Here is an 18,845-nt window from a genome sequence, read left to right as displayed (position 1 = left end):
GGCAAGGACGAGGCTATCTACAACCTTGCTGCTCTTCGCGAATAGCAGTACATTCTGCGATGTGATGTACCCGACGTGAGGTGGTGGTTGCCGATGTATCTCCCACGGCGACAGCAGGCCCGGCTGCTTCCCTGGGAAGGCTCCGAGGGCAAGCCTTGCTACGTCATAGGCGAGGGCACGGGACCCGTGTCGCGGCTGGCGGACGAGGTGGAGTCGGCACAGGTCGGGATGGCAGCCGCCTTATTGGGGCATGCCCGGGCGATGCTCGACGAGCGGCAGGTGTCGGATGGTGAGCTGCGGTTTCTCGCGGAGCGGCTGGTCGAGGCGTTGCGGGATGTGCTGCGGGTCGCCGAGAGCCGGGGAGCAGGGCGTGATGCGGCGGAAGATCCGGAGTGAGCGCGAGGATCAGGGGTACCGCCCGCTGACTTAGGGTGGGGGCGTCGGCCGTACGTGCGACGCGTGGGTCACTCGCGTGGGCCACGCCACATGCGGGAGACGGCCGGCGCCCCTGGTCATCACGTACGGCAGGAGTCCGGCAGTGGCAGAGCGCAAGCCGATCGAGTCATGGCTCACCGACATGGACGGCGTCCTGATGCACGAGGGCATTCCGGTCCCCGGGGCGGACGCCTTCATCAAGCGGCTGCGGGAGTCGGGCAAGCCCTTTCTCGTGCTGACCAACAACTCCATCTACACCCCGCGTGACCTGCACGCCCGCCTGAACCGCATCGGGCTGGAGGTGCCGTGGGAGTCCATCTGGACCTCCGCGCTGGCCACCGCCCAGTTCCTGGACGACCAGCGGCCCGGCGGCACCGCGTACGTCATCGGGGAGGCGGGCCTGACCACCGCCCTGCACGACATCGGCTACGTCCTGACCGATCACTCCCCGGACTACGTCGTCCTCGGCGAGACCCGCACCTACAGCTTCGAGGCGCTGACGAAGGCGATCCGGCTGATCAACGAGGGCGCGCGGTTCATCGCCACCAACCCCGACGAGACCGGCCCCTCCCCGCAGGGCGCGCTGCCCGCGACCGGTTCGGTGGCCGCGTTGATCACCAAGGCGACGGGCGTCGATCCGTACTTCGTCGGCAAGCCCAACCCGCTGATGATGCGGCACGGCCTCAACGTCATCGGCGCCCACTCCGAGACCTCCGCGATGATCGGCGACCGGATGGACACCGATGTGCTGGCCGGACTGGAGGCGGGCATGGAGACCTTCCTCGTCCTGACCGGACTGACCCGCCCCGAGGAGGTCGACCGGCACCCGTTCCGGCCCTCCCGTGTGGTGGACTCGATCGCGGATCTGATCGACCTGGTGTGAGTGGCGCCGGGGGTGCGTGAGGCGGGGCGGTCGGCGTCCGGCCTGCGGCGTCCAACCCCTATGGCGTCCGTCCTACGGCGTCCGGCCTTCGGCCTCCGGCGTGCTCAGTTGAACGACCTGGCCGGGCGGCCGATGTCGGACCGGCCTGGTTCCGGGCGTCCGGCGGTCACGGGTGTCCCGCGCCGTGGATCGCCCGTGCCCCGGGGCGGCCCGCGCCGTGAGCGGCCGGACCACCGACGCCGTGGACGTGTGGCGCCGCGGACCACCGGGCCACCGGCTCCCGTGGACGTGCGGCGTCCCGGACCACCGGATCACCGGCGTCCCCCCCGGTGGACGGCCCGGGCCTCCGGCGCCGCTGACCTCCACCCGAACGGCGCAGCCCCGGACCGTTAGCGGATGCGGTCGGGCGCGGGCGGGCGGACCTTCGGAGTTATCGGAGGTTCACCATGCGCTCACGGCAACTTGCTCTCTGCGCCGCGGTCGCGGCCTGCGCGGTGATGACGCCGCCCGTGTACGACGGGGACGCACGCGCCACCGGGACCACCGGGACCAAAGCGGTCTCCGCCGCTCTTGCCTCGGCCGTTCCCGCCTCAGCCGGCTCTGCCTCGGCCAGGCCCGCCTCGGCCGTCGCCGCTTTGGCCCCTTCCGGCGGTGCGGTCACTCCCGGCGGTGCGGTCACTCTGCGGGGCCCTGGCGGCCACGCCGGGCGGGTCACCATCCGACCGGTGGCCTTCGCTGACGCGGTATCGCCCGCCCGGGCCGCGGGGGGCTTGGTCACCGGCGCCCGGATACGTTCCGGCGCCGCGTCAGGACCCGAGGCCGCTGCTGCACACCCTGCGCGGGCCCTCCACCCTGCGCAGGTCCTCCATCCCGCGCCGGCTCTCCGCCCGGCTCCCGCGGTCCCTCCCGCTCCGGGCCCCCGCGCCGGCGTGCCCGCCGAGGCCTCGCCGAGTCGCGAGCTGAGCAGCACCTCGGCCGTCGGCCTGGTGCTGGCCGGCGGCGCCTTCCTGGTCATCGCGGGCCAACTGCTCCGGCTCCGGATGCGACTGCGCCGCGAGCGGCGGGGTGAGGCCGATGAGCACTGAGGGACAGGTGAGTGGTGACGGGCAGGTGAGTGGTGACGGTCAAGTAGGCACTGAGGAACGGGTGAGCGCTGAGAATCGGACGAGGGCTGCCGAACAGGGAAGGGATGCGGCCACGGTCGGGGTGCCGGCCCTGTCCGGCGCGGCAGGCAGCAGGGACGGTGCGCGTGGCTGGGACGGGGGCCATGCCACGGCCCTGGCCCCCGGCACGCGGGGCGCCTCCCCTTCTTCCTGTGCCCTCCGTGTCTCCGGCCTCTACGGCACTCATGGCCCCCACGACCTCTACGGCCCCCACAGACCCCTCATCCCCTTCGCCCCACCCGACACCAACCTCACTCCCACCCCAGGCCCCAGCCGCCACCCGGCCCCCACCCCCGGAAAGCTCCTCGCCGGTGTGGCCTGGGCCGTGCTGCTGCTGGGGCTGTGGCTGTGGGGCCGTGATCTGGCGGACGGGGTGGCCGCGCAGCTCGCCACGACCGGTGATGTCGCCGCCGCCGGGCGCCCGTTGGGCCGTCAGGCACCTCCGCACGCGCATGCGGCGGCGCCCGGCGCCGGGACGGCAGAGCCCGTTGGCCTCACCATCGACGCCCTCGGTGTACGGGAGGGCGGCATCGTCGCACGCGACCTCGACGAGCACGGCATCCTCACCCCGCCCCCGGACACCTCCCCGGCCCTCGTCGGCTGGTACGCCGAAGGCCCGCAGCCGGGCGAGGCGGGCGCCGCGCTGCTCGTGGGCCGGGGCAGCGGCAACCGCGACCCAGGAGCTCGGCAGGCCCTCGTGCACCGTCTGACCGCCCTCAAGCCGGGGGAGCGGATGGACATCCAGCGCTCCGACGGCAGCACCGCACGCTTCACCGTCGAGGACGTCCAGCTCTACGACGGTGACCGCTTCGACGCGCGCAGGGCCTACGCCGCCCGCGACCGGGGCCGCTCCGAACTCCGCCTGATCGTCGACGACGGCGGCAACGGCCACCCCGCCCCGCACGCCCGTGGCAACGGGGCCTCGAACGTGGTCGTCGTGTCGGCCTACTTGACGTCCCTTCAGGCAGCGGACACCCGGGACGGCTGAACCACCACCAACGCCCACGGGGACGGCTGAACCATCACCCGCGCCCATGAGGTGGCTGAACCCTCACCCGCTCTACGGCACGGCTGAACCATCACCCGCGCCATTCGTCAAGTGTCTTAGCAGCCTGTGGACAGCCCGTCCACAGGCCGACCCCGGCGGATGGCCGTGTGCCACGATGGTGAGGCCGGCGGTCCCCGCCGGCCCTGTTCGATGTTCGAGGGGGAGTGGATGTACGGCGATCTGCGACGGACGGCCGCTATCGGTCCGCCCGGCGGGCCCTGCGACGGCCGGCGGCGGACCGCACAGGCCGGGGCGGCATCGACAAGGGCGGCGGTGGGGGCACTGGCGCTGCTGCTGCTCGCCGGCTGCTCCTCGTCCGGTGACAACGACGGCAGCGTTCCGGGTAAACCGGGCCAACGCCCCAAGGCCGTCGCCCCGTTCTGGGTCAACCCGGACAGCAAGGCGGCCCGCCAGGTATCCGACTACGGCAGCGACGGCAAGGCCGCGGACGCCCGCCTGGCCAACAAGATCGCGGCGCAGCCGGTCGCGGAGTGGATAGGCATCGACGACCCGGAGGGGGAGGCGCGCGGCTTCACCCAGGCCGCCGCCAAGGCCGACCGCGAGGCGCTGCTCGTTCTCTACAACATCCCGCACCGCGACTGCGGGCGTTACTCCCAGGGCGGTGCGGCCGACGGCAACGCCTACCGGGCCTGGCTGGACGGCGTGCTCAAGGGCATCGGCGACCGCCCCACCACCGTCATCCTGGAGCCCGACGCGCTGCCGCACATCGCGGACAAGTGCACCCCGCAGCAGTTCCACGAGGAGCGCTACGCCCTGCTGACGGAAGCGGTCGGCAAGCTCAAGGCACAGCCCCACACCAAGGTCTATCTGGATGCCGGCAATCCCCACTGGATCAAGGACCCGGGCCAGATGGTCGAACCCCTCAAGCGGGCCGGCATCGACCGCGCCGACGGCTTCGCGCTGAACATCTCCAACTACCAGACCACCGCGGAGAACACGAAGTACGGCAAGCGGCTGTCCGACATGGTCGGCGGCAAGCCCTTCGTCATCGACACCAGCCGCAACGGCAACGGTCCGGCCCCCGGCGGCGACGACCCGGAGAACTGGTGCAACCCGCCCGGCCGCGCCCTGGGCACCCCGCCGACCACCAAGACCGGCGATCCCCGAATAGCCGCCTACCTGTGGATCAAACGCCCGGGGGAGTCGGACGGCACCTGCAAGGGCGGCCCCAAGGCGGGTACTTGGTGGCCCAAGTACGCCCTGGGACTGGCACGCAGCGCCGAATAGCGGGCGCAGCGGCCGCAGAGGGTGCAGCGGCCGCAGGTCCGTCCGGACCTGCGGCCCTCTACGAGCTGCCCTGCCGGCGGCCCTACGACCAGCCCCCGGGAGCTGCCGTACGAGCTGCCCCGGGAGGTGCCGTCACCCTCCCTGCCCCCGCGTCTCCGGCACCTTCACCCACACCGCCTTCGACGGGGTGCCGTGCCCGTCCACCGCGTTCAGCATGTACCACCCGGGCGGCACCAGCGACGGGTCCTTGGGCAGGGTGACCGTCACTCCGTCCCCGCCCTTGGCCACCGTGAAGTCCAGTGCGATCGAGCGCTGTTCGACATTGGTGACATGGGTGAACGAGCCGGGCCGCATCAGCCGCATCTTCTTGATGCCGGCGGCGTGCGGGGAGCCGAAGGTCGCGCTGCTGCCGAGGGAGACCGTCTTCGGCCCCTTCTCCGTCAGCTCGGGGCGCGACTTCCGGTAGAGGTACGGCGGGGTGTAGAGGTCGATCTGCTGCTGGAAGACGCCCGGCTTGGTGTTGTCCTTGTCGGCGTAGAGGGAGTCCGAGCCGAAGGTCATCACCCGGCCGTCGGGCAGCAGCAGCGCACCGGAGTGGTAGTTGCGTCCCACCAGCGGGTCGGCCACCTGGCGGGCGGAGTTGGTCGCCGGGTTGTACAGCTCCGCCTTGAGGATGTTGGAGTCGCTGCGGCCCCGGTAGTCACCGGAGCCGTTCGTGGTCAGCACCGTGTCGTCCGGCATGATCACGCTGCTCGGGTACCGGGCCTTCGCATACAGCGGAGGACCGTCCTTGAAGCGCGGCGACGGGGCGTGCAGATCCACGATGCGGGTCTTGTCCGTGGACTTCGGGTCCTCGCCGACCCCGCCGCCCCCCAGCACCATGTACCGCTGCTCCTGGGCCGGCGGCAGCAGCACCGACATCGAGGTCTCCAGGATCTTCGGATCGCTCATCCCGGGCACGACCTGGAACTTGTTGGACTTCAGGTCCCAGATGCCGGGGGTGCGGCCGATGTTGTCCGGACCGTAGCCGGCGTTGGAGCCGGTGTAGAAGATCCGGCCCTGGTCGGTGAGGAAGAGTGCCGGGTAGGTCGGGAAGAAGCGCCGCTTGGGCAGGTAGGTCCACTTCTTCGTCTTCGGGTCGTAGACCTCCTGCTTGCCGGGGACCACCTGCCCGATCTCGTCCAGCCCGGAGACGGAGAGGACCTTGCCGTCCTGCAACGTGGTGAGCGTCGGATACCAGCGGGCCTCGTTCATCGGGTTGACGGGTATGTAGCGCTCGGCCACCGGGTCGAACTCGAACGAGTCCTTGATCCCCTGGAAGTCCTTCTTGTCGAAGGACAACTTCTGCGCGATGCCGTAGAAGTTGTGGGCAGCCGCGCCCGTCAGGCCGTGGATCCGGTAATTGTCCTGGGAGCCGGTGGAGTGGCTGCGGCCGTCCTTGAGGGCCTCGACATAGACCCGGGACTCGCTGTGCACCACGCTGACCTTGCCGGTGGCCGGGTCGGTCTTCTTCTTCGCCCGCGGCACCACGACCGGGTCCTTGGAGGCGAAGGTCTTGCCGTTCTGCTTGCCGGTGAAGAGCGTGCCGGCCGGGAAGGTCTTCGGGGCGTCCGGGTCCTCGTTGTAGATGATCATGAGGCCGCCGGCCTTCTTCACATCGCCGTTCAGCTTCTCGTAGCGCTGGGTCCCGCCGGCCACCAGCAGCTTGCCGTCGGGCAGCTGGGTGTGCCCGGAGCAGAAGAGGTCCTTGGGCGTGGGGATGTTCTTGAAGGTGTTCTTCTCCGGATCCCACAGGACCGTACGGAACGACTTGGCCTTGAAGTTGGCCGCGTTGTTGCCGGAGCCGGCGACCAGCAGCACCTTCCCGGTGTGCAGCAGGGCCGCGTGGATGGTGTTGATGCGGTACTTGTCGGGGACGTTGACGACGTCCCAGTGGCCGTTCGCCGCCTTGTACTCGGGCTTGTTGATCTTGTACTGGTGGTACTGCTCCGAGGCGAAGCCGTAGAGGGCCGGCCCGTTCATCGCGGCGAGCGCGAGCACCACCGCCGCCGCTATCGCCACTCGGCGGGTGCGACGGTTCGGACGGTACTTCATGTGTGACGTCCCCCAAGGGCGATCTGCAGAGTCTGTTCGGAGCTGACGGCCGGGGCGTCGGCCTGATCAGTGGTCTGACCACGGTCCTGGCCACGGCCCTGGTCGGGGCCCTGGCCGGTGATCTGGTCGAGGGCCTGGTCAGGACCCCCAGGCCGGCCGGCGGACGGCTCGGCCGACTGGCCGGCGTCCCGAGCGGCGGCCCGGCCGGCGGTCGGCGCCGCACCGTCCGGGGCACCGGCCGCGGCGCCGGGCGCGGCACCGGCGGGGCCACCCGGAGCGACGGCACCCGAACCGTCGCCGGTACCGGCGGCACCCGCACCTGCGCCACCCCCGGCAGCCGCCTCCCTCCGCTTCCGCTCCTCACCCCGTACGGTCAGCCGCCAGGCGATGATCGGCGCGGCGGTGATCAGCATCGCGAGCGTGGCCCAGGTGACCATCGCCGGATGGCTGTGCCCGAGCACGAACGAGGCGACCAGCGAGCCCCCGAAGACGAGCAGGAAGAACAGGTGCACCCGGAATGTCCCGAAGAGCGTGTCCGGGCTGGACGAGTCGCCCTTCGGCGTGACCACGAACTTGCTCTTGCGGCGCAGCACCGTATCGAATAGCGACCGGGCGTAGATCGGCGCGGACAGCGCGGACATCACCATGCCGGCGACCCCGCCGGAGCCCTCCGGCTCGTGCGGCGAGACATTGTGCCGCCGGTTCCAGATGTACAGGCCGATCTGCAGCGCCGAGGCATTGCCGTAGAGCATCATCCACACCGCGGGATCGATCTGCACACCCGAGGCACCCAGGCCCAGGAACAGCGCACAACTGAGCGCCGCCAGGATCCAGTTCAGCGCCGACATCGGGTAGAAGATCACCATCATGGTGTAGTTGAAGAGCCGGCCCGCCGGCAGCGTGAACGGCGCCTTCCAGAACTGCTTGAGGATCGTCTCGTACGTCCCGCGCGACCAGCGCAGCTGCTGGGTGAAGAAGTCGGTCCAGGCCGTGGGCCCCTCGCCGACCGCGAGCACGTCCGGGGTGTAGACGGAGCGCCACTTCTTCCCGGTCTGCGGGTTGCTGTGCCGGTGCATCTCGAAGCCGGTCGCCATGTCCTCGGTGATCGAGTCGTACAGCCCGCCGATCTGCTTCAGCGCGCTGATGCGTACGGCGTTGGACGTGCCGACGAACATCGGGGCGCCGTAACGGTTGCCGGCCCGCTGGACCAGCGCATGGAAGAGGAACTGCTGCGACTCGGCTGCCTTGGTGACGAAGGTGTCGTAATTGCCGTAGACCTGGGGGCCGATGACGAACCCCACGTCCGGGTCGCGGAAGAAGCCCAGCATCCGCTCCAGGTAGTTGGGCAGCGGCACGTGGTCGGTGTCGACGGAGGCGAAGTAGTCATAGGCGTCGCCGTGCGCCTGCAGCCAGGCGTTGTAGTTGCCGTGCTTGGTCTTGGCGCGGTGCGGGCCCTTGGCCTGGTTCCACTCCGGGACGCCCTTGCGGCTGAAGTGATGGACGCCCAGGCGCCGGCAGACTTCCTTGACCTCGGGGTCGTCGCCCTCGTCCAGCAGCCAGACGTGCAGCAGACCGCGGTGGCGGATCTTGACCGCCGCCTCCAGCGTCTTCGTCACCATGGCGAGGGGTTCCTTGCCCGGCACGAACGAGGTGAGGAAGGCGACGCGGGTGCCGCTCTCGGGTATGACCGGGACGGGGTCGCGGGCGACCAGGGTGGCATGCGCGTTGGACAGCACATTCATGCACCGGAACAACTCGATCAGCCCGATCGAGACCAGCATGACGACGTCCAGCGCCGGCAGGAAGTCGTAGGCGGGGTAGTCGCGTTCGGTCCAGTGGCTCGGCTGCATCAGCCAGACCAGCAGGCCGAACGAGACCAGCGGCGCGGCGCCGAGCAGCAGGGCCGCCCGTATGCGGTGCGGTTCGTCCGCGAGCAGTGAGCGGTAGCGGACCTTGTACGGCTTGTCCGGGTCGGGCCGGGTGAGCGGTCCGGCCAGCCGGCTGTAGTGCTCGTAGTCATAGCGCGGCAGTGGCTTGCGCTGGGTCCGCCGCTGCCAGTGCTGGCGTGGCACGCGCAGGCGCGCCGTGGCCGACGGGTCGTACGGGCGCTGCGGCCGGGAGCCGTCAGGCGGCGACGTCATGAGTCCATCCCCCCGCACGCAACCCTGGCTGCGTGCCGTCTGTGCTGATGGCCCGAGTCTGCGGTCCCCCGCGACCGACTCGGGCGCTCTACTGTCGGCCGCCTGCACCGTCGGACGGTTGGCAGCCGTCCTTCGGTTGCGTATGCAACGCTGCCGCGATCCTGCCAAAGCGGCGATTTCCCCGTGTTCACATCACGCCATCCGGCGTGCCCGGCTGTTCCCGCTCGGCTGGATGCGGCCGTCATTTCGCCGAGTTATCAGGTCAGGTTCCCTAACCGCCGTCGTGATGGCAAGAGTTGTCCAGGGAATTGTGTACAAGAGTGCGCAAGATGGGGCCGCGTGTGGCGCGGGGCACATCACTTTGATGCGGGACTGGGGTCAATTCTCCCGCTGTCAACGGATATCGGGGCAATCGCCGAGGCGTCCTCGCTCTGGGTGCCCGGCAGAATCCCGTGCGTAAAGGGGGTGCCCCGGACCGATATTTCCCCGGCGGAGCCGCCTTCAATCGGTAAAAACGTGCGGCGCGCCGAGGGATTCCCGGGCGGGGTGCGACGGGGGTGTGGAGGTCGCCGCAACCTGAACAAACAGCCTGCTCAGGGGACTTGACGGACCGGATGCGCGGCGTGGATCGACATCTGCGGGAATTCGCCGGCCGGGCGGCCGAGGGGTGGATCCGTGACGCGTTCGGCCCGTTTGCCGACTCTGGTGAAGTTACCTCCGAGTATGCCGATTTGGCCGAAGGTGTGGCTGCTTCCCGGGAGGGAAGGCAAGGGAATCCCTGCCCGCTCGGCCCATTGGTGCCCCTCGTCGGGGGAGTGCTGGAACTGCCTTCCGTGGGTGACGGCGCCGCGATTTCCGGAGCCCTGTCGCGATGACGCCGTCGCCGCCTCGGTCGGCCCGGCTGCCTTGGTCGCCGGGATCGCGGCCGCCGGTCGAGGGGTGGGTTCAGGGATGGGTTCAGGGGCGCGCGATCCGGTACGACGTAAGCAGCCGAGCGGCGAGCCTGCGGGGGATGGGAGGGGTGCCGCAGGCGAGTGAATCTGTATGCGATCGGGTCATTACCGTTTGTGATCGCAAGGAAATGGCCGCTGGGGAAGCGACCGCAAGGAAGTCGACTGCCGCCGCGGGAGGGGGGCGCCGCTGAAGGGGGAGAGGGGCGCGGGGTGCGGGTGGCGATCCGTCCGGTCGACCCCATGACTGAGGCCCCCCGCATGGCGAGGGGCCTCAGTCTTACGTGCGCCGCCAGGGACTCGAACCCCGGACCCGCTGATTAAGAGTCAGCTGCTCTAACCAACTGAGCTAGCGGCGCGCGCTGACCTGAAGAACTTTACACGAACGCGAGAGGTGCTCCGTACCCCCAGCCGCTGTGCTCACGCACTCGGTCCATGTGATCCCGGCCACGCGCGGCGGCGTCCGGCAGCTCCGCCCTGCCTCATCGAAAGGGTCACCCCATAGGGGACAAAAGACTCTCGGGGGCGGGGCCTTCTTCCCGCGGTCCGCCCGCATTGGTTCATGAAGATCGATTTCGGCTACTCCGTAGCGGTAGGCCATCAGTTGCCCCGTCAACATGCGATATTCCCTGCCGGTTGAGAGGCTGAAGCGAACGTCGGGACGAAAGAACGGAGTGCGCCCGGAGGGTGTCGGCCATGGCGTCCGTCACTCCTCCTCTCCCGTTTGCAACCCCACCCTCCACAGCAACGTCTGCCAGGACGCGCGCCCCGGACCGGGTCCCCGGGACTCGCCCCTCCGTCGGAAAGGTTGATCGTCGTGGTGTCGACAGCCAAGCGCACCCTTGAGATGCAGCTCCTCCTCGGGCCGGACGAAGCGGTTCCGGTGGCCGGCCGGTTCAGCTATCGCAGCGACCGCCCCTACGAGGTCGAGGTCGCGTTCATCAGCCGCGGCCAGAAGGTGGCCACCTGGCTGTTCGCCCGTGAGCTGCTGCTGGCGGGGTTGCACGACGAGGCAGGTGAGGGGGACGTACGGGTGTGGCCCTTCCGCCAACCGGGCGCATCACGTCGGGTGCACATCGAGCTGTCCACCGATGACAGCGTGTGTGAGCTGTCGGTGCGCGCGATCGAGCTGACCGCCTGGCTGGAGCAGACCACGGCGATCGTCCCGCCCGGCCATGAGGACCGCTATCTCGACATGGACACTCACCTGGCCCGGCTGTTCGCCGGGAAGTGCTGAGGGGGACAGGGCGATCATGATCACGACTTCGACTTCGACTTCGACTTTGAGCACGGGCGCGACTACGGCCGGGACCGAGGCCGGGACCGGGTGCACCGACGCGGGCACGGCTGCGAGTCCGGCGGCGGCCACGACCACAGCGACGGTCACGGCTGCGACCACGGCCGCGACCGCGCCGGGGGCTGTGAGCGCGAACGGGGCTTCGCGTGTGCCCGTGGCCCGGTCCGCGGCCACGGCCACGGACGGGGGCGGGGCGCCGACCGGACCTGCGGACGTGGCAGCGACCGCTCCCGGTGCCGGTATACCCGCCGCCGGTGTGACCGGCTCGTCCGCCGCGACGCCGGCGGTCTCCGGAACGCCGGCCCCGACACCGGACTCCGCCCCCGGCATACCGTCGGCCGCCCAGGCCGCCCAGGCCGCCCAGGCCGCCCCGGCCGCCCCGGCCGCCCAGGCCGCCCCGGCCGCCCCGGCTACCCCGGCTACCCCGGCTACCCCGGCTACCCCGGCCACCCCGGCTACCCCGGGAGCCTCAGCCACTCTGGGTGCCCCAGCCACCCCAGGCGCCTCCGCCGCTCCCGTCGAACCTTCCTCCGCCTCCCCGCACGACCCCTGTGCCCACGGCTTTCTGCCCGAGCGGCCGCCCGTCCGTTCCATGATCGGAACCTGGACCCGGCTGGACGCCATGGCACGCGCGGCCGCGGTCGCGCCCGACCGTGCGGCCGCCATCGCGCTCGTCGAACGAGCTCGCCGTGCGGAGGAGTTGTCCGCTCTGCGGCAACGCGTCTCCCGCCTCTCCCTGCGCAACGCGGAGGCCGCCGCCCTGCGGATCGCGGTGATCGCGGTCTCCTGCGGCTGGGGCGGACTCGACCCGCAGGCGCCGGCCGCCCGCAAGGTCGCCGACGAGGCGTTTCTCGACCTGTGGGCGGCGATCGCCCACCGCATCGACCACGATCAGTTCGTCGCCCTGCCCACCCTCGCGCTCCACAACTGGGTCCCCGAACGCAAGCCCCGCCGCCATATCCCCATAGACCAACTGGCCCGCACCGAAGTGCTCGTGCCGATCGTCCGCTGGGCCCCCGAGGGCCAGCCGCTCAGCCGTCTGGACCGGTTGATGCTGGCCGCGACGCGCCTGGAGGCGCACGGGATCTGGCTCTTCCGGCTCGCCGAAACCCTGGCGGGCCGGTCGCCCGACGACTGCTCCACCCCGACGGCGCTGCGCCGCCTGGTCCGTGTCCAGCATGCGCTGCGCGCCCAGCTTCTTGCCGAAGCAGCGGAACTGACGGCTGCGCCGGCCACACTGCAGCAGCGTGCGGTGCTCGGCGCGCTCGCCGAACAGGGCGCCCTGGAGCCGCCGGTCCTCCAGGCCGCCGAGGCGGTGCTGGGCATCGGTGGTCGCCGTATGGGCGAAGGCCGGCGCCAGTTGCTGCGACGCCATCTTCCGGCCCAGCACCGTGCCTGGCTCAGCGCGATGGACCGCCACTGTGCACCCGTACGGACCCTCGCCCACCGCGGCGGCCCCGACGCCGCCGTCTACCGCGAGGCCCAGGAGTCCCTGATCGCCCTCCGTCGCACCTATACGGCCCTCGTCCAGGCCGCCGCCCGCCCCACCACGGCCCCGCTCACGGCGGCAGCCTGAGACCTGACCTGACCTGACCTGGCCGGACCTGCCTGGCTTCACCGTGACCTGGCCTGCCTGATGCGGCTTGGCCCCACCCTGACCTTGACGTGACCTGGCTTGGCCTGACCGGACGGGGCCTGCCCCCCCGAACCGCCGCGCCCCGACCCGGCCCGCCTACTGCGCCCGGCACGCCGCTCCCCGCAAGAGCCCCCGGGCGTCCCGGCGCGGTTCCGTCCGCTCCGGCGTGGCTCCGCTCCGCCCCGGCACGGGCACGGCTTCAGACCGCCGGTGTGATTGGTCTGGACATGTCATTGACCCAGTCCTACTCTGCTAGTTGGTCTAGACCGCAGAGTCGGCACCGCAGTGCACTGCATTTCTCCCGGCACGGAACTCCCCCACGTTCTTCAGGAGCGAAGCATGCGCAAAAAGATCAGTGCGGCCGTGATCGGCCTCGGCGTCCTCGGTGTCTCCCTCCTCTCGACGGGCAGCGCCTCCAGTCACGGCTATAGCGATGCGCCACCCAGCCGGCAGGCGCTCTGCGCCAACGGCACCGTCAAGGACTGCGGCGCGATCCAGTACGAACCGCAGAGCGTCGAGGGCCCCAAGGGCTTCCCGGCCGCCGGCCCGGCGGACGGCAGGATCTGTTCCGGCGGGCACGAGAACTTCGCCCAGCTGGACGACCCGCGCGGCGGAAAGTGGCCCGGCACCAAGCTCTCGCCCGGGCAGGGCTACACCTTCACCTGGCGGCTGACGGCGCGCCACTCCACCACGGACTTCGAGTACTTCATCACCAAGGACGGCTACGACCCCGGTAAGCCGCTCACCCGCGCCGACCTGGAACCCCAGCCGTTCATGACGGTCCCGATGGGCGGCGCCCGGCCGGGCGAAACCGTCCAGCACCAGGGCACCGTCCCCACCCAGAAGTCCGGCCGCCACATCATCCTCGGCGTCTGGAACATCGCCGACACGGGCAACGCCTTCTACGCCTGCTCGGACGTCGACCTCTCCTGACGCCCTGGCCTGGCCTCCCCGCCCCCCCGGGGAAGGCCCGGCCCCAGGTGCGGCCCAGCCGCCACCCCTCCCCACCTGACGCCACGTCAGCTACCCTCCGGCGCCATGGCAGCCAACGGCACCAGCAGCGGTCAGGAACGTTCCGGCGCCGCCACCGTCGCGGAGCTCGTCCAGGCGCAGTGGGGTGATCACCGGGTGGGGGCGAAGTACGAGGATCTGGTGCTCACCCATCACGAGCTGGCGGGCGGCGCCGCCGCACGGGCGGCACTGCTGGGGGAGCTGCTGCCGCGCGGTGCCGAGCCGCACCTCGGGGTGCTGCTCGGCAATGTGCCCGAGTATCCGCTGTGGCTGAGCGCGGCGGCGCTCGCCGGGGCCGCGGTCGTGGGGATCAATCCCACCCGCCGCGGGCCGGAACTCGCGCGCGACATCAGCCATACCGACTGCGCGCTGCTGATCACCGAACGCGCCCTGCTGCCACTGCTCGCCGGCCTGGACCTCCCCGTCCCGCCCGGGCGGATCCTCGTCGTGGACGACCCGGCCTACCGGGACCTGCTCGGACCGCACGAGGGTACGACACCCGGCGAGATCGCGGCCGGCGGACGCGGGCACGGCGCCACCCGCACCCCGGACCCCGCCTCCCGGATGCTGCTCTACTTCACCTCCGGCTCCACCGGCGCGCCCAAGGCCGCCCTGTGCACCCAGGGCCGGCTGGCCGCCGCCGGACACTCGCTGGCCAGGCGTTTCGAGGTGCGCCGGGATGACGTCCACTACCTCTGTATGCCGATGTTCCACGGCAATGCCGTGATCGCCGGCTGGGCCCCGGCGCTCGCCGGCGGGGCCGCCGTGGCGCTGCGCCACCGCTTCTCGGCCTCCGCCTTCCTCCCCGATGTGCGCCGCTACGGGGCCACCTATTTCACCTACGTCGGCCGGGCCGTGCAGTACCTGCTCGCCACCCCGCCCGCCCCCGACGACCGGGACCACACGCTGCGCTGCGGCTTCGGCACCGAGGCAGGCGCCGTCGACGCCGCCCGCTTCGCCGAACGGTTCGGCGTCCGCCTGACCGAGGGGTACGGCTCCTCCGAGGGCGGCGCGGCGATCCAGTGCACCCCGGACACCCCGCCCGGCGCCATCGGCCGGGCGGCCCCCGGAGACGATCTCGCCGTCGTCGATCCGGAGACCGGTGCCGAGCTGCCGCGCGCCCGCCTCGATCCGGCGGGCCGGCTGCTGAACGGGAACGAGGCGACAGGGGAGCTGGTCAACCGCGGCCGCAGCTCCTTCGAGGGCTACTGGCGCAACCCCGAGGCGACCGCCGCCCGCACCCGCGGCCGGGGCGAAGACCGGGTCGGCGCGGGCTGGTACTGGACCGGCGACCTCTTCTTCCGCGACACCGAGGAGTTCTTCCATTTCGCCGGGCGCACGGACGACCGGCTGCGCGTCGACAGCGAGAATCTGGCCGCCGCGATGATCGAGAACATCCTCGCCCGGTACGCCCCGGCCGCCGGCGTGGCCGTGTACGCGGTACCCGACCCGGTCGCGGGGGACCAGGCCATGGCGGCCCTGGCGCTGCGGGACGGCGCCGTGTTCGACCCGGACGACTTCGTGGCCTTCCTCGCCGCCCAGCCCGATCTCGGGACGAAGATGGCCCCCCGGTTCGTACGGACCATGGACGCGCTGCCGGTGACCGCCACCCACAAGGTGCACCGGTCCGCCCTGCGACGGACCGGGTTCCGCTGCCCGGAGCCGGTCTGGTGGTCCCCGTTCGCCCGGTTCGCCCCGGTCATGCCGCTCACCCCGGTCGCCCCGGCCATCCCGGTCGGCCCCGTCGTTCCGGCCGGCCCCGCCGTTCCGGCCGGAACCACATACCGCCGGTTCACCGCCGCGGACCGGGCCGCACTGCTGACGCTGTACCGCGACCACGACCGGATCCACCTCCTGGACCGGTGACCCCCGAAGGATGGCCCCCCGGCGATCCGGGGGCCCGGCGATCCGGGGGCCGGCGATCCCGGTCCCGGCCAACCGGCCCACCCCACCCCGTCCGGTCCCGCCCCGCCCCGAAGCGCCCCGCCCCGAAGCGCCCCGTCCCGCCCCGCCCCGACACAACAAAAAGTGGGCGTCCCCGGAAAACCGGAAACGCCCACTTGATACGTGCGCCGCCAGGGACTCGAACCCCGGACCCGCTGATTAAGAGTCAGCTGCTCTAACCAACTGAGCTAGCGGCGCGCGCTGACGAAAGAAATACTACCTGGTCGAGAGGGGTGCTCATGACCGCGGAAGCGGGTCAGGGGCGAAGGACCTCAGATCGCCAGCGACAGCAGTACCGGCGCGGCCTGGCGGTTGAGGGTGTCGGCAGCCTGGCGCAGGCGGTGGGCGTGCTCCAGCGGCATCGAGAGGGCGAGGCAGCCGACCGTCGCACCGGCGGTGATCGGTACGGCCGCGCAGACCGTGCCGACGGCATACTCCTGGAGATCGAGGACCGGGACCGTGGGCGGCTGGCTGTCGAGCTTGTGGAACAGGACCTTCTCGTTGGTGATCGTCCGGGAGGTGAGCCGGGCGGTCTTGTGGCGTGAGAGGTGATCCTTGCGCCCGTCGTGGTCGAGCTGCGCCAGCAGGCATTTGCCGACCGCGCTGGCGTGCGCCGTGCGGTGGAATTCGGCCCACTCGTTGACCTTGGGGGCCAGCGGTCCGTCGGCGTAGTGGAGGATCTTCACCTCGCCGTCGATGTACCGGCTGATGTAGACCGCCGCGCCGACCGAGTCGCGCAGGTGGTCGAGGGTGAGCTGCAGCTTGTCGCGCAGTGCCTGGTTGCGGTCGCCGCCCGCTCCCAGGAGCAGGAGCGATTCCCCTACGACGTAAGCGCCGTCGGTGACCTGCTCGACGTAGCCCTCGCGCCGGAGCATCGACAGCATGTGGGCGAGCTGGCCCGGGGACAGCCCCGTTTCGCGGGCGATCTGCGCATCGGTCACACCGTTGGTGTGCCTGGAGATCGTTTCGAGCACGCGAAGGGCGTACTGCACCGAATGGAACGGCGCGGTCGGCTCGGGCTTCAGCGCCACGGTGTCCCCCTAGCAGGTTGTTACCGCTTGCGTCATGACGGTCGTTGGTGGTCTCGGCCGGCGCTCGTGCGGCCGATCCCGGACAACGGCGTTGCCCCACGATAGCGGTCAACGGCCCTCGATGGAGGGGGTCTTGACTGGAAAGAAGCGTGCCCGCCGTTTCTGTACTGGGGGTTGGGACTTCGGCATATGCCAAGGTCATGATGCCCCCGGTGTCCTGGTGCTTTGCGCCCCCCCCCGGCAGCCGCATACCCCCGGACGGGGGCGGGGGTGAGCCCCGGAAGGGTACGGAACCGGCCACATCTGTGGCCGGTTCCGCGAGCCGGCCGAAAGCCGGACGCCCGGACCTTCGAGACCCGGGGATCCAGAACCGGCCGTACGGCGCCGAGTCGGCTCACCCCGGGCGAACGCACCTGACGCCGGGAGAGCTGACGACATCGCGACAGTGCACGACACCGCACCCGGCGCCCGGCGGCCGCCGTTCTACAGCACCGCGCTCAGGAATTCCCGGGTGCGCTCGTGCTCCGGCTCCGTGAAGATCTTTTCCGGGGAGCCGGATTCGATGACCCGGCCCGCGTCGAACATCAGGACGTCGTCGGAGATGTCCCGGGCGAAGTTCATCTCGTGGGTGACGCACAGCATGGTGATGTCCGTGGTGTGCGCGATGTCCCGCAGGACGTCCAGCACCCCGGCCACCAGCTCCGGGTCGAGCGCGGAGGTCACCTCGTCCAGCAGCAGCACCTGCGGGCGCATCGCCAGTGCCCGGGCGATGGCGACCCGCTGCTGCTGGCCGCCGGAGAGCTGGGTGGGGTACTTGTCGAGGTGCGCGGTCAGGCCCACCAGGTCGAGGAGGTCGCGGGCCCGCTCCTCGGCGGCGTCCTTGCTCAGCCCGAGGACGTGCACCGGCGCCTCGGTGATGTTCCGCAGCACCTTCATGTTCGGGAAGAGGTTGAACTGCTGGAACACCATGCCGATGTTCTTGCGGACCTCGCGGATGTGCTTCTCCCCGGCCGGGACGAGCTTGCCGCCCTTCTCCTCGTGGGTCAGATACTCGCCGCCGACCTTGATGGTGCCCTCGTCCGGCTTCAGCAGCGTCATCAGCAGCCGCAGAATCGTGGTCTTGCCGGAACCGGACGGGCCGATGAGCGTGACGTGCTTGCCCGAGGAGACGGTGAAATCCAGGGAATCCAGGACGGTGTTGGTACCGAACCGCTTGGTCACGTGGTCGAAGCGGATCAGCTCGGCGCCGCCCCCGGACTCGGTCCGGTCGGTGCCGCCGTCCGCCTGGTTGGCCGTTTCTTTCGAGGGGGTGCTGTCAGCGGACAAGGCGACGCTCCAGGGCTCGCAGGAGGAGGGAGGTGGGGTAGGAGATGACCACGAAGAGGATGCCGACGACGGTGATCGGCTCCAGGTAGTCGAAGGTGGTGGCGCTGATGCTGTTCGCCTGGAAGAGCATGTCGGCGACGGTGATGCCGGCCAGCAGCGGCGTGTCCTTGAACATCGCGATGACGTAGTTGCCCAGCGCGGGCACCACCCGGCGGAACGCCTGCGGCAGGATCACCGCGATCCAGGTGCGCCGGCGCGGCAGGCTCAGCGCCGTGGCGGCCTCCCACTGGCCTTCCGGCACCCCGTCGATCCCGGCGCGGTAGACCTCGGAGGTGTACGTCGAGTAGTGCAGGCCCAGGCCGATGACGCCGGTGGTCAGCGGCGAGAAGGCCAGACCCCAGCCCGGCAGCACGAAGAACAGGAAGAACAGCTGCACCAGCAGCGGGGTGTTGCGGACGAATTCGACGAAGATGCTGACCGGCCAGGTCACCCAGCGGCTCGGTGCGCGCAGGGCCAGCGCCCACACCAGCCCGAGCGCGAAGGACACCAGCGAGCCGTAGATCGTTGCCTGGACGGTGATCCACAGGCCCTTGAGGATGTCGGGCATGATCTCGCCGACGTAGCTCCATGACCAGTTG

14 protein-coding genes and 2 tRNA genes are annotated in these 18,845 nt (G+C 70.8%); 9 read left to right on the top strand and 7 right to left on the bottom strand.

All coding sequences use genetic code 11. The annotated features are described in order from the left end of the window. The first annotated feature begins 93 nt into the window (after positions 1-93). From ABR737_RS17620 to ABR737_RS17600, 5 genes are all read left to right on the top strand, one after another. The gene (locus tag ABR737_RS17620; protein WP_350251116.1) at positions 94-396 is read left to right on the top strand and encodes a hypothetical protein; all 303 of its coding nucleotides are present in this window, start codon (positions 94-96) and stop codon (positions 394-396) included. A 142-nt stretch (positions 397-538) separates the two neighbouring features. Further along, positions 539-1,318, top strand: a complete 780-nt coding sequence (locus ABR737_RS17615; protein ID WP_088797813.1) for an HAD-IIA family hydrolase — start codon at positions 539-541, stop codon at positions 1,316-1,318. 929 nt (positions 1,319-2,247) lie between these two features. Beyond that, positions 2,248-2,403, top strand: a complete 156-nt coding sequence (locus ABR737_RS17610) for a hypothetical protein (protein WP_350251115.1) — start codon at positions 2,248-2,250, stop codon at positions 2,401-2,403. Between the two features lie 61 nt (positions 2,404-2,464). After that, on the top strand, positions 2,465-3,469 hold the full coding sequence (locus ABR737_RS17605; protein WP_350251114.1) for a class F sortase: 1,005 nt from the start codon (positions 2,465-2,467) through the stop codon (positions 3,467-3,469). A gap of 228 nt (positions 3,470-3,697) precedes the next feature. Next, positions 3,698-4,777, top strand: a complete 1,080-nt coding sequence (locus ABR737_RS17600) for a glycoside hydrolase family 6 protein (protein ID WP_350251113.1) — start codon at positions 3,698-3,700, stop codon at positions 4,775-4,777. 132 nt (positions 4,778-4,909) lie between these two features. Here the strand turns inward: ABR737_RS17600 and glxA are convergent, their stop codons facing one another. From glxA to ABR737_RS17585, 3 genes are all read right to left on the bottom strand, one after another. Beyond that, positions 4,910-6,871, bottom strand: coding sequence for a radical copper oxidase GlxA (gene glxA / locus ABR737_RS17595; protein ID WP_350251112.1), 1,962 nt, complete (start codon positions 6,869-6,871; stop codon positions 4,910-4,912). Then, positions 6,868-9,012 (bottom strand): glycosyltransferase family 2 protein, encoded by a 2,145-nt coding sequence (locus tag ABR737_RS17590; protein ID WP_350251111.1) that lies wholly within the window; start codon positions 9,010-9,012, stop codon positions 6,868-6,870. The genes glxA and ABR737_RS17590 overlap by 4 nt, the downstream gene beginning before the upstream one ends. Positions 9,013-10,247: 1,235 nt before the next feature. Then, a tRNA-Lys gene (locus ABR737_RS17585) sits at positions 10,248-10,321 on the bottom strand. 458 nt (positions 10,322-10,779) lie between these two features. Between ABR737_RS17585 and ABR737_RS17580 the strand changes: the two genes are divergently transcribed. The 4 genes from ABR737_RS17580 (at position 10,780) to ABR737_RS17565 (ending at position 15,772) form a co-directional block, all read left to right on the top strand. Next, positions 10,780-11,199, top strand: coding sequence for an SsgA family sporulation/cell division regulator (locus ABR737_RS17580; protein WP_350251110.1), 420 nt, complete (start codon positions 10,780-10,782; stop codon positions 11,197-11,199). Positions 11,200-11,473: 274 nt separating this feature from the next. Continuing rightward, positions 11,474-12,835, top strand: coding sequence for a hypothetical protein (locus tag ABR737_RS17575; RefSeq protein ID WP_350251109.1), 1,362 nt, complete (start codon positions 11,474-11,476; stop codon positions 12,833-12,835). Positions 12,836-13,234: 399 nt separating this feature from the next. After that, complete coding sequence (locus tag ABR737_RS17570; protein ID WP_350251108.1) at positions 13,235-13,828, top strand: lytic polysaccharide monooxygenase auxiliary activity family 9 protein; 594 nt, start codon at positions 13,235-13,237, stop codon at positions 13,826-13,828. 105 nt (positions 13,829-13,933) lie between these two features. Next, complete coding sequence (locus tag ABR737_RS17565) at positions 13,934-15,772, top strand: AMP-binding protein (protein ID WP_350251107.1); 1,839 nt, start codon at positions 13,934-13,936, stop codon at positions 15,770-15,772. A 202-nt stretch (positions 15,773-15,974) separates the two neighbouring features. Here ABR737_RS17565 and ABR737_RS17560 read toward each other — a convergent pair. From ABR737_RS17560 to ehuD, 4 genes are all read right to left on the bottom strand, one after another. Next, positions 15,975-16,048 (bottom strand) — tRNA-Lys (locus tag ABR737_RS17560). Positions 16,049-16,122: 74 nt separating this feature from the next. Beyond that, positions 16,123-16,881, bottom strand: a complete 759-nt coding sequence (locus tag ABR737_RS17555; protein ID WP_350251106.1) for an IclR family transcriptional regulator — start codon at positions 16,879-16,881, stop codon at positions 16,123-16,125. A 483-nt stretch (positions 16,882-17,364) separates the two neighbouring features. Beyond that, a complete protein-coding gene (gene ehuA, locus ABR737_RS17550) occupies positions 17,365-18,207 on the bottom strand; it encodes an ectoine/hydroxyectoine ABC transporter ATP-binding protein EhuA (RefSeq protein ID WP_502964335.1) in 843 nt (280 codons plus the stop codon). After that, positions 18,197-18,814, bottom strand: coding sequence for an ectoine/hydroxyectoine ABC transporter permease subunit EhuD (gene ehuD, locus ABR737_RS17545; RefSeq protein ID WP_350256818.1), 618 nt, complete (start codon positions 18,812-18,814; stop codon positions 18,197-18,199). The genes ehuA and ehuD overlap by 11 nt, the downstream gene beginning before the upstream one ends. Positions 18,815-18,845: the final 31 nt, after the last annotated feature.

It is taken from the genome of Streptomyces sp. Edi2, from assembly GCF_040253635.1.
In the GTDB taxonomy this organism is placed as follows: domain Bacteria; phylum Actinomycetota; class Actinomycetes; order Streptomycetales; family Streptomycetaceae; genus Streptomyces.
The sequence above is the reverse complement of the archived record's forward strand: the minus strand, read 5'-3'. Positions and strand labels throughout refer to the sequence as shown.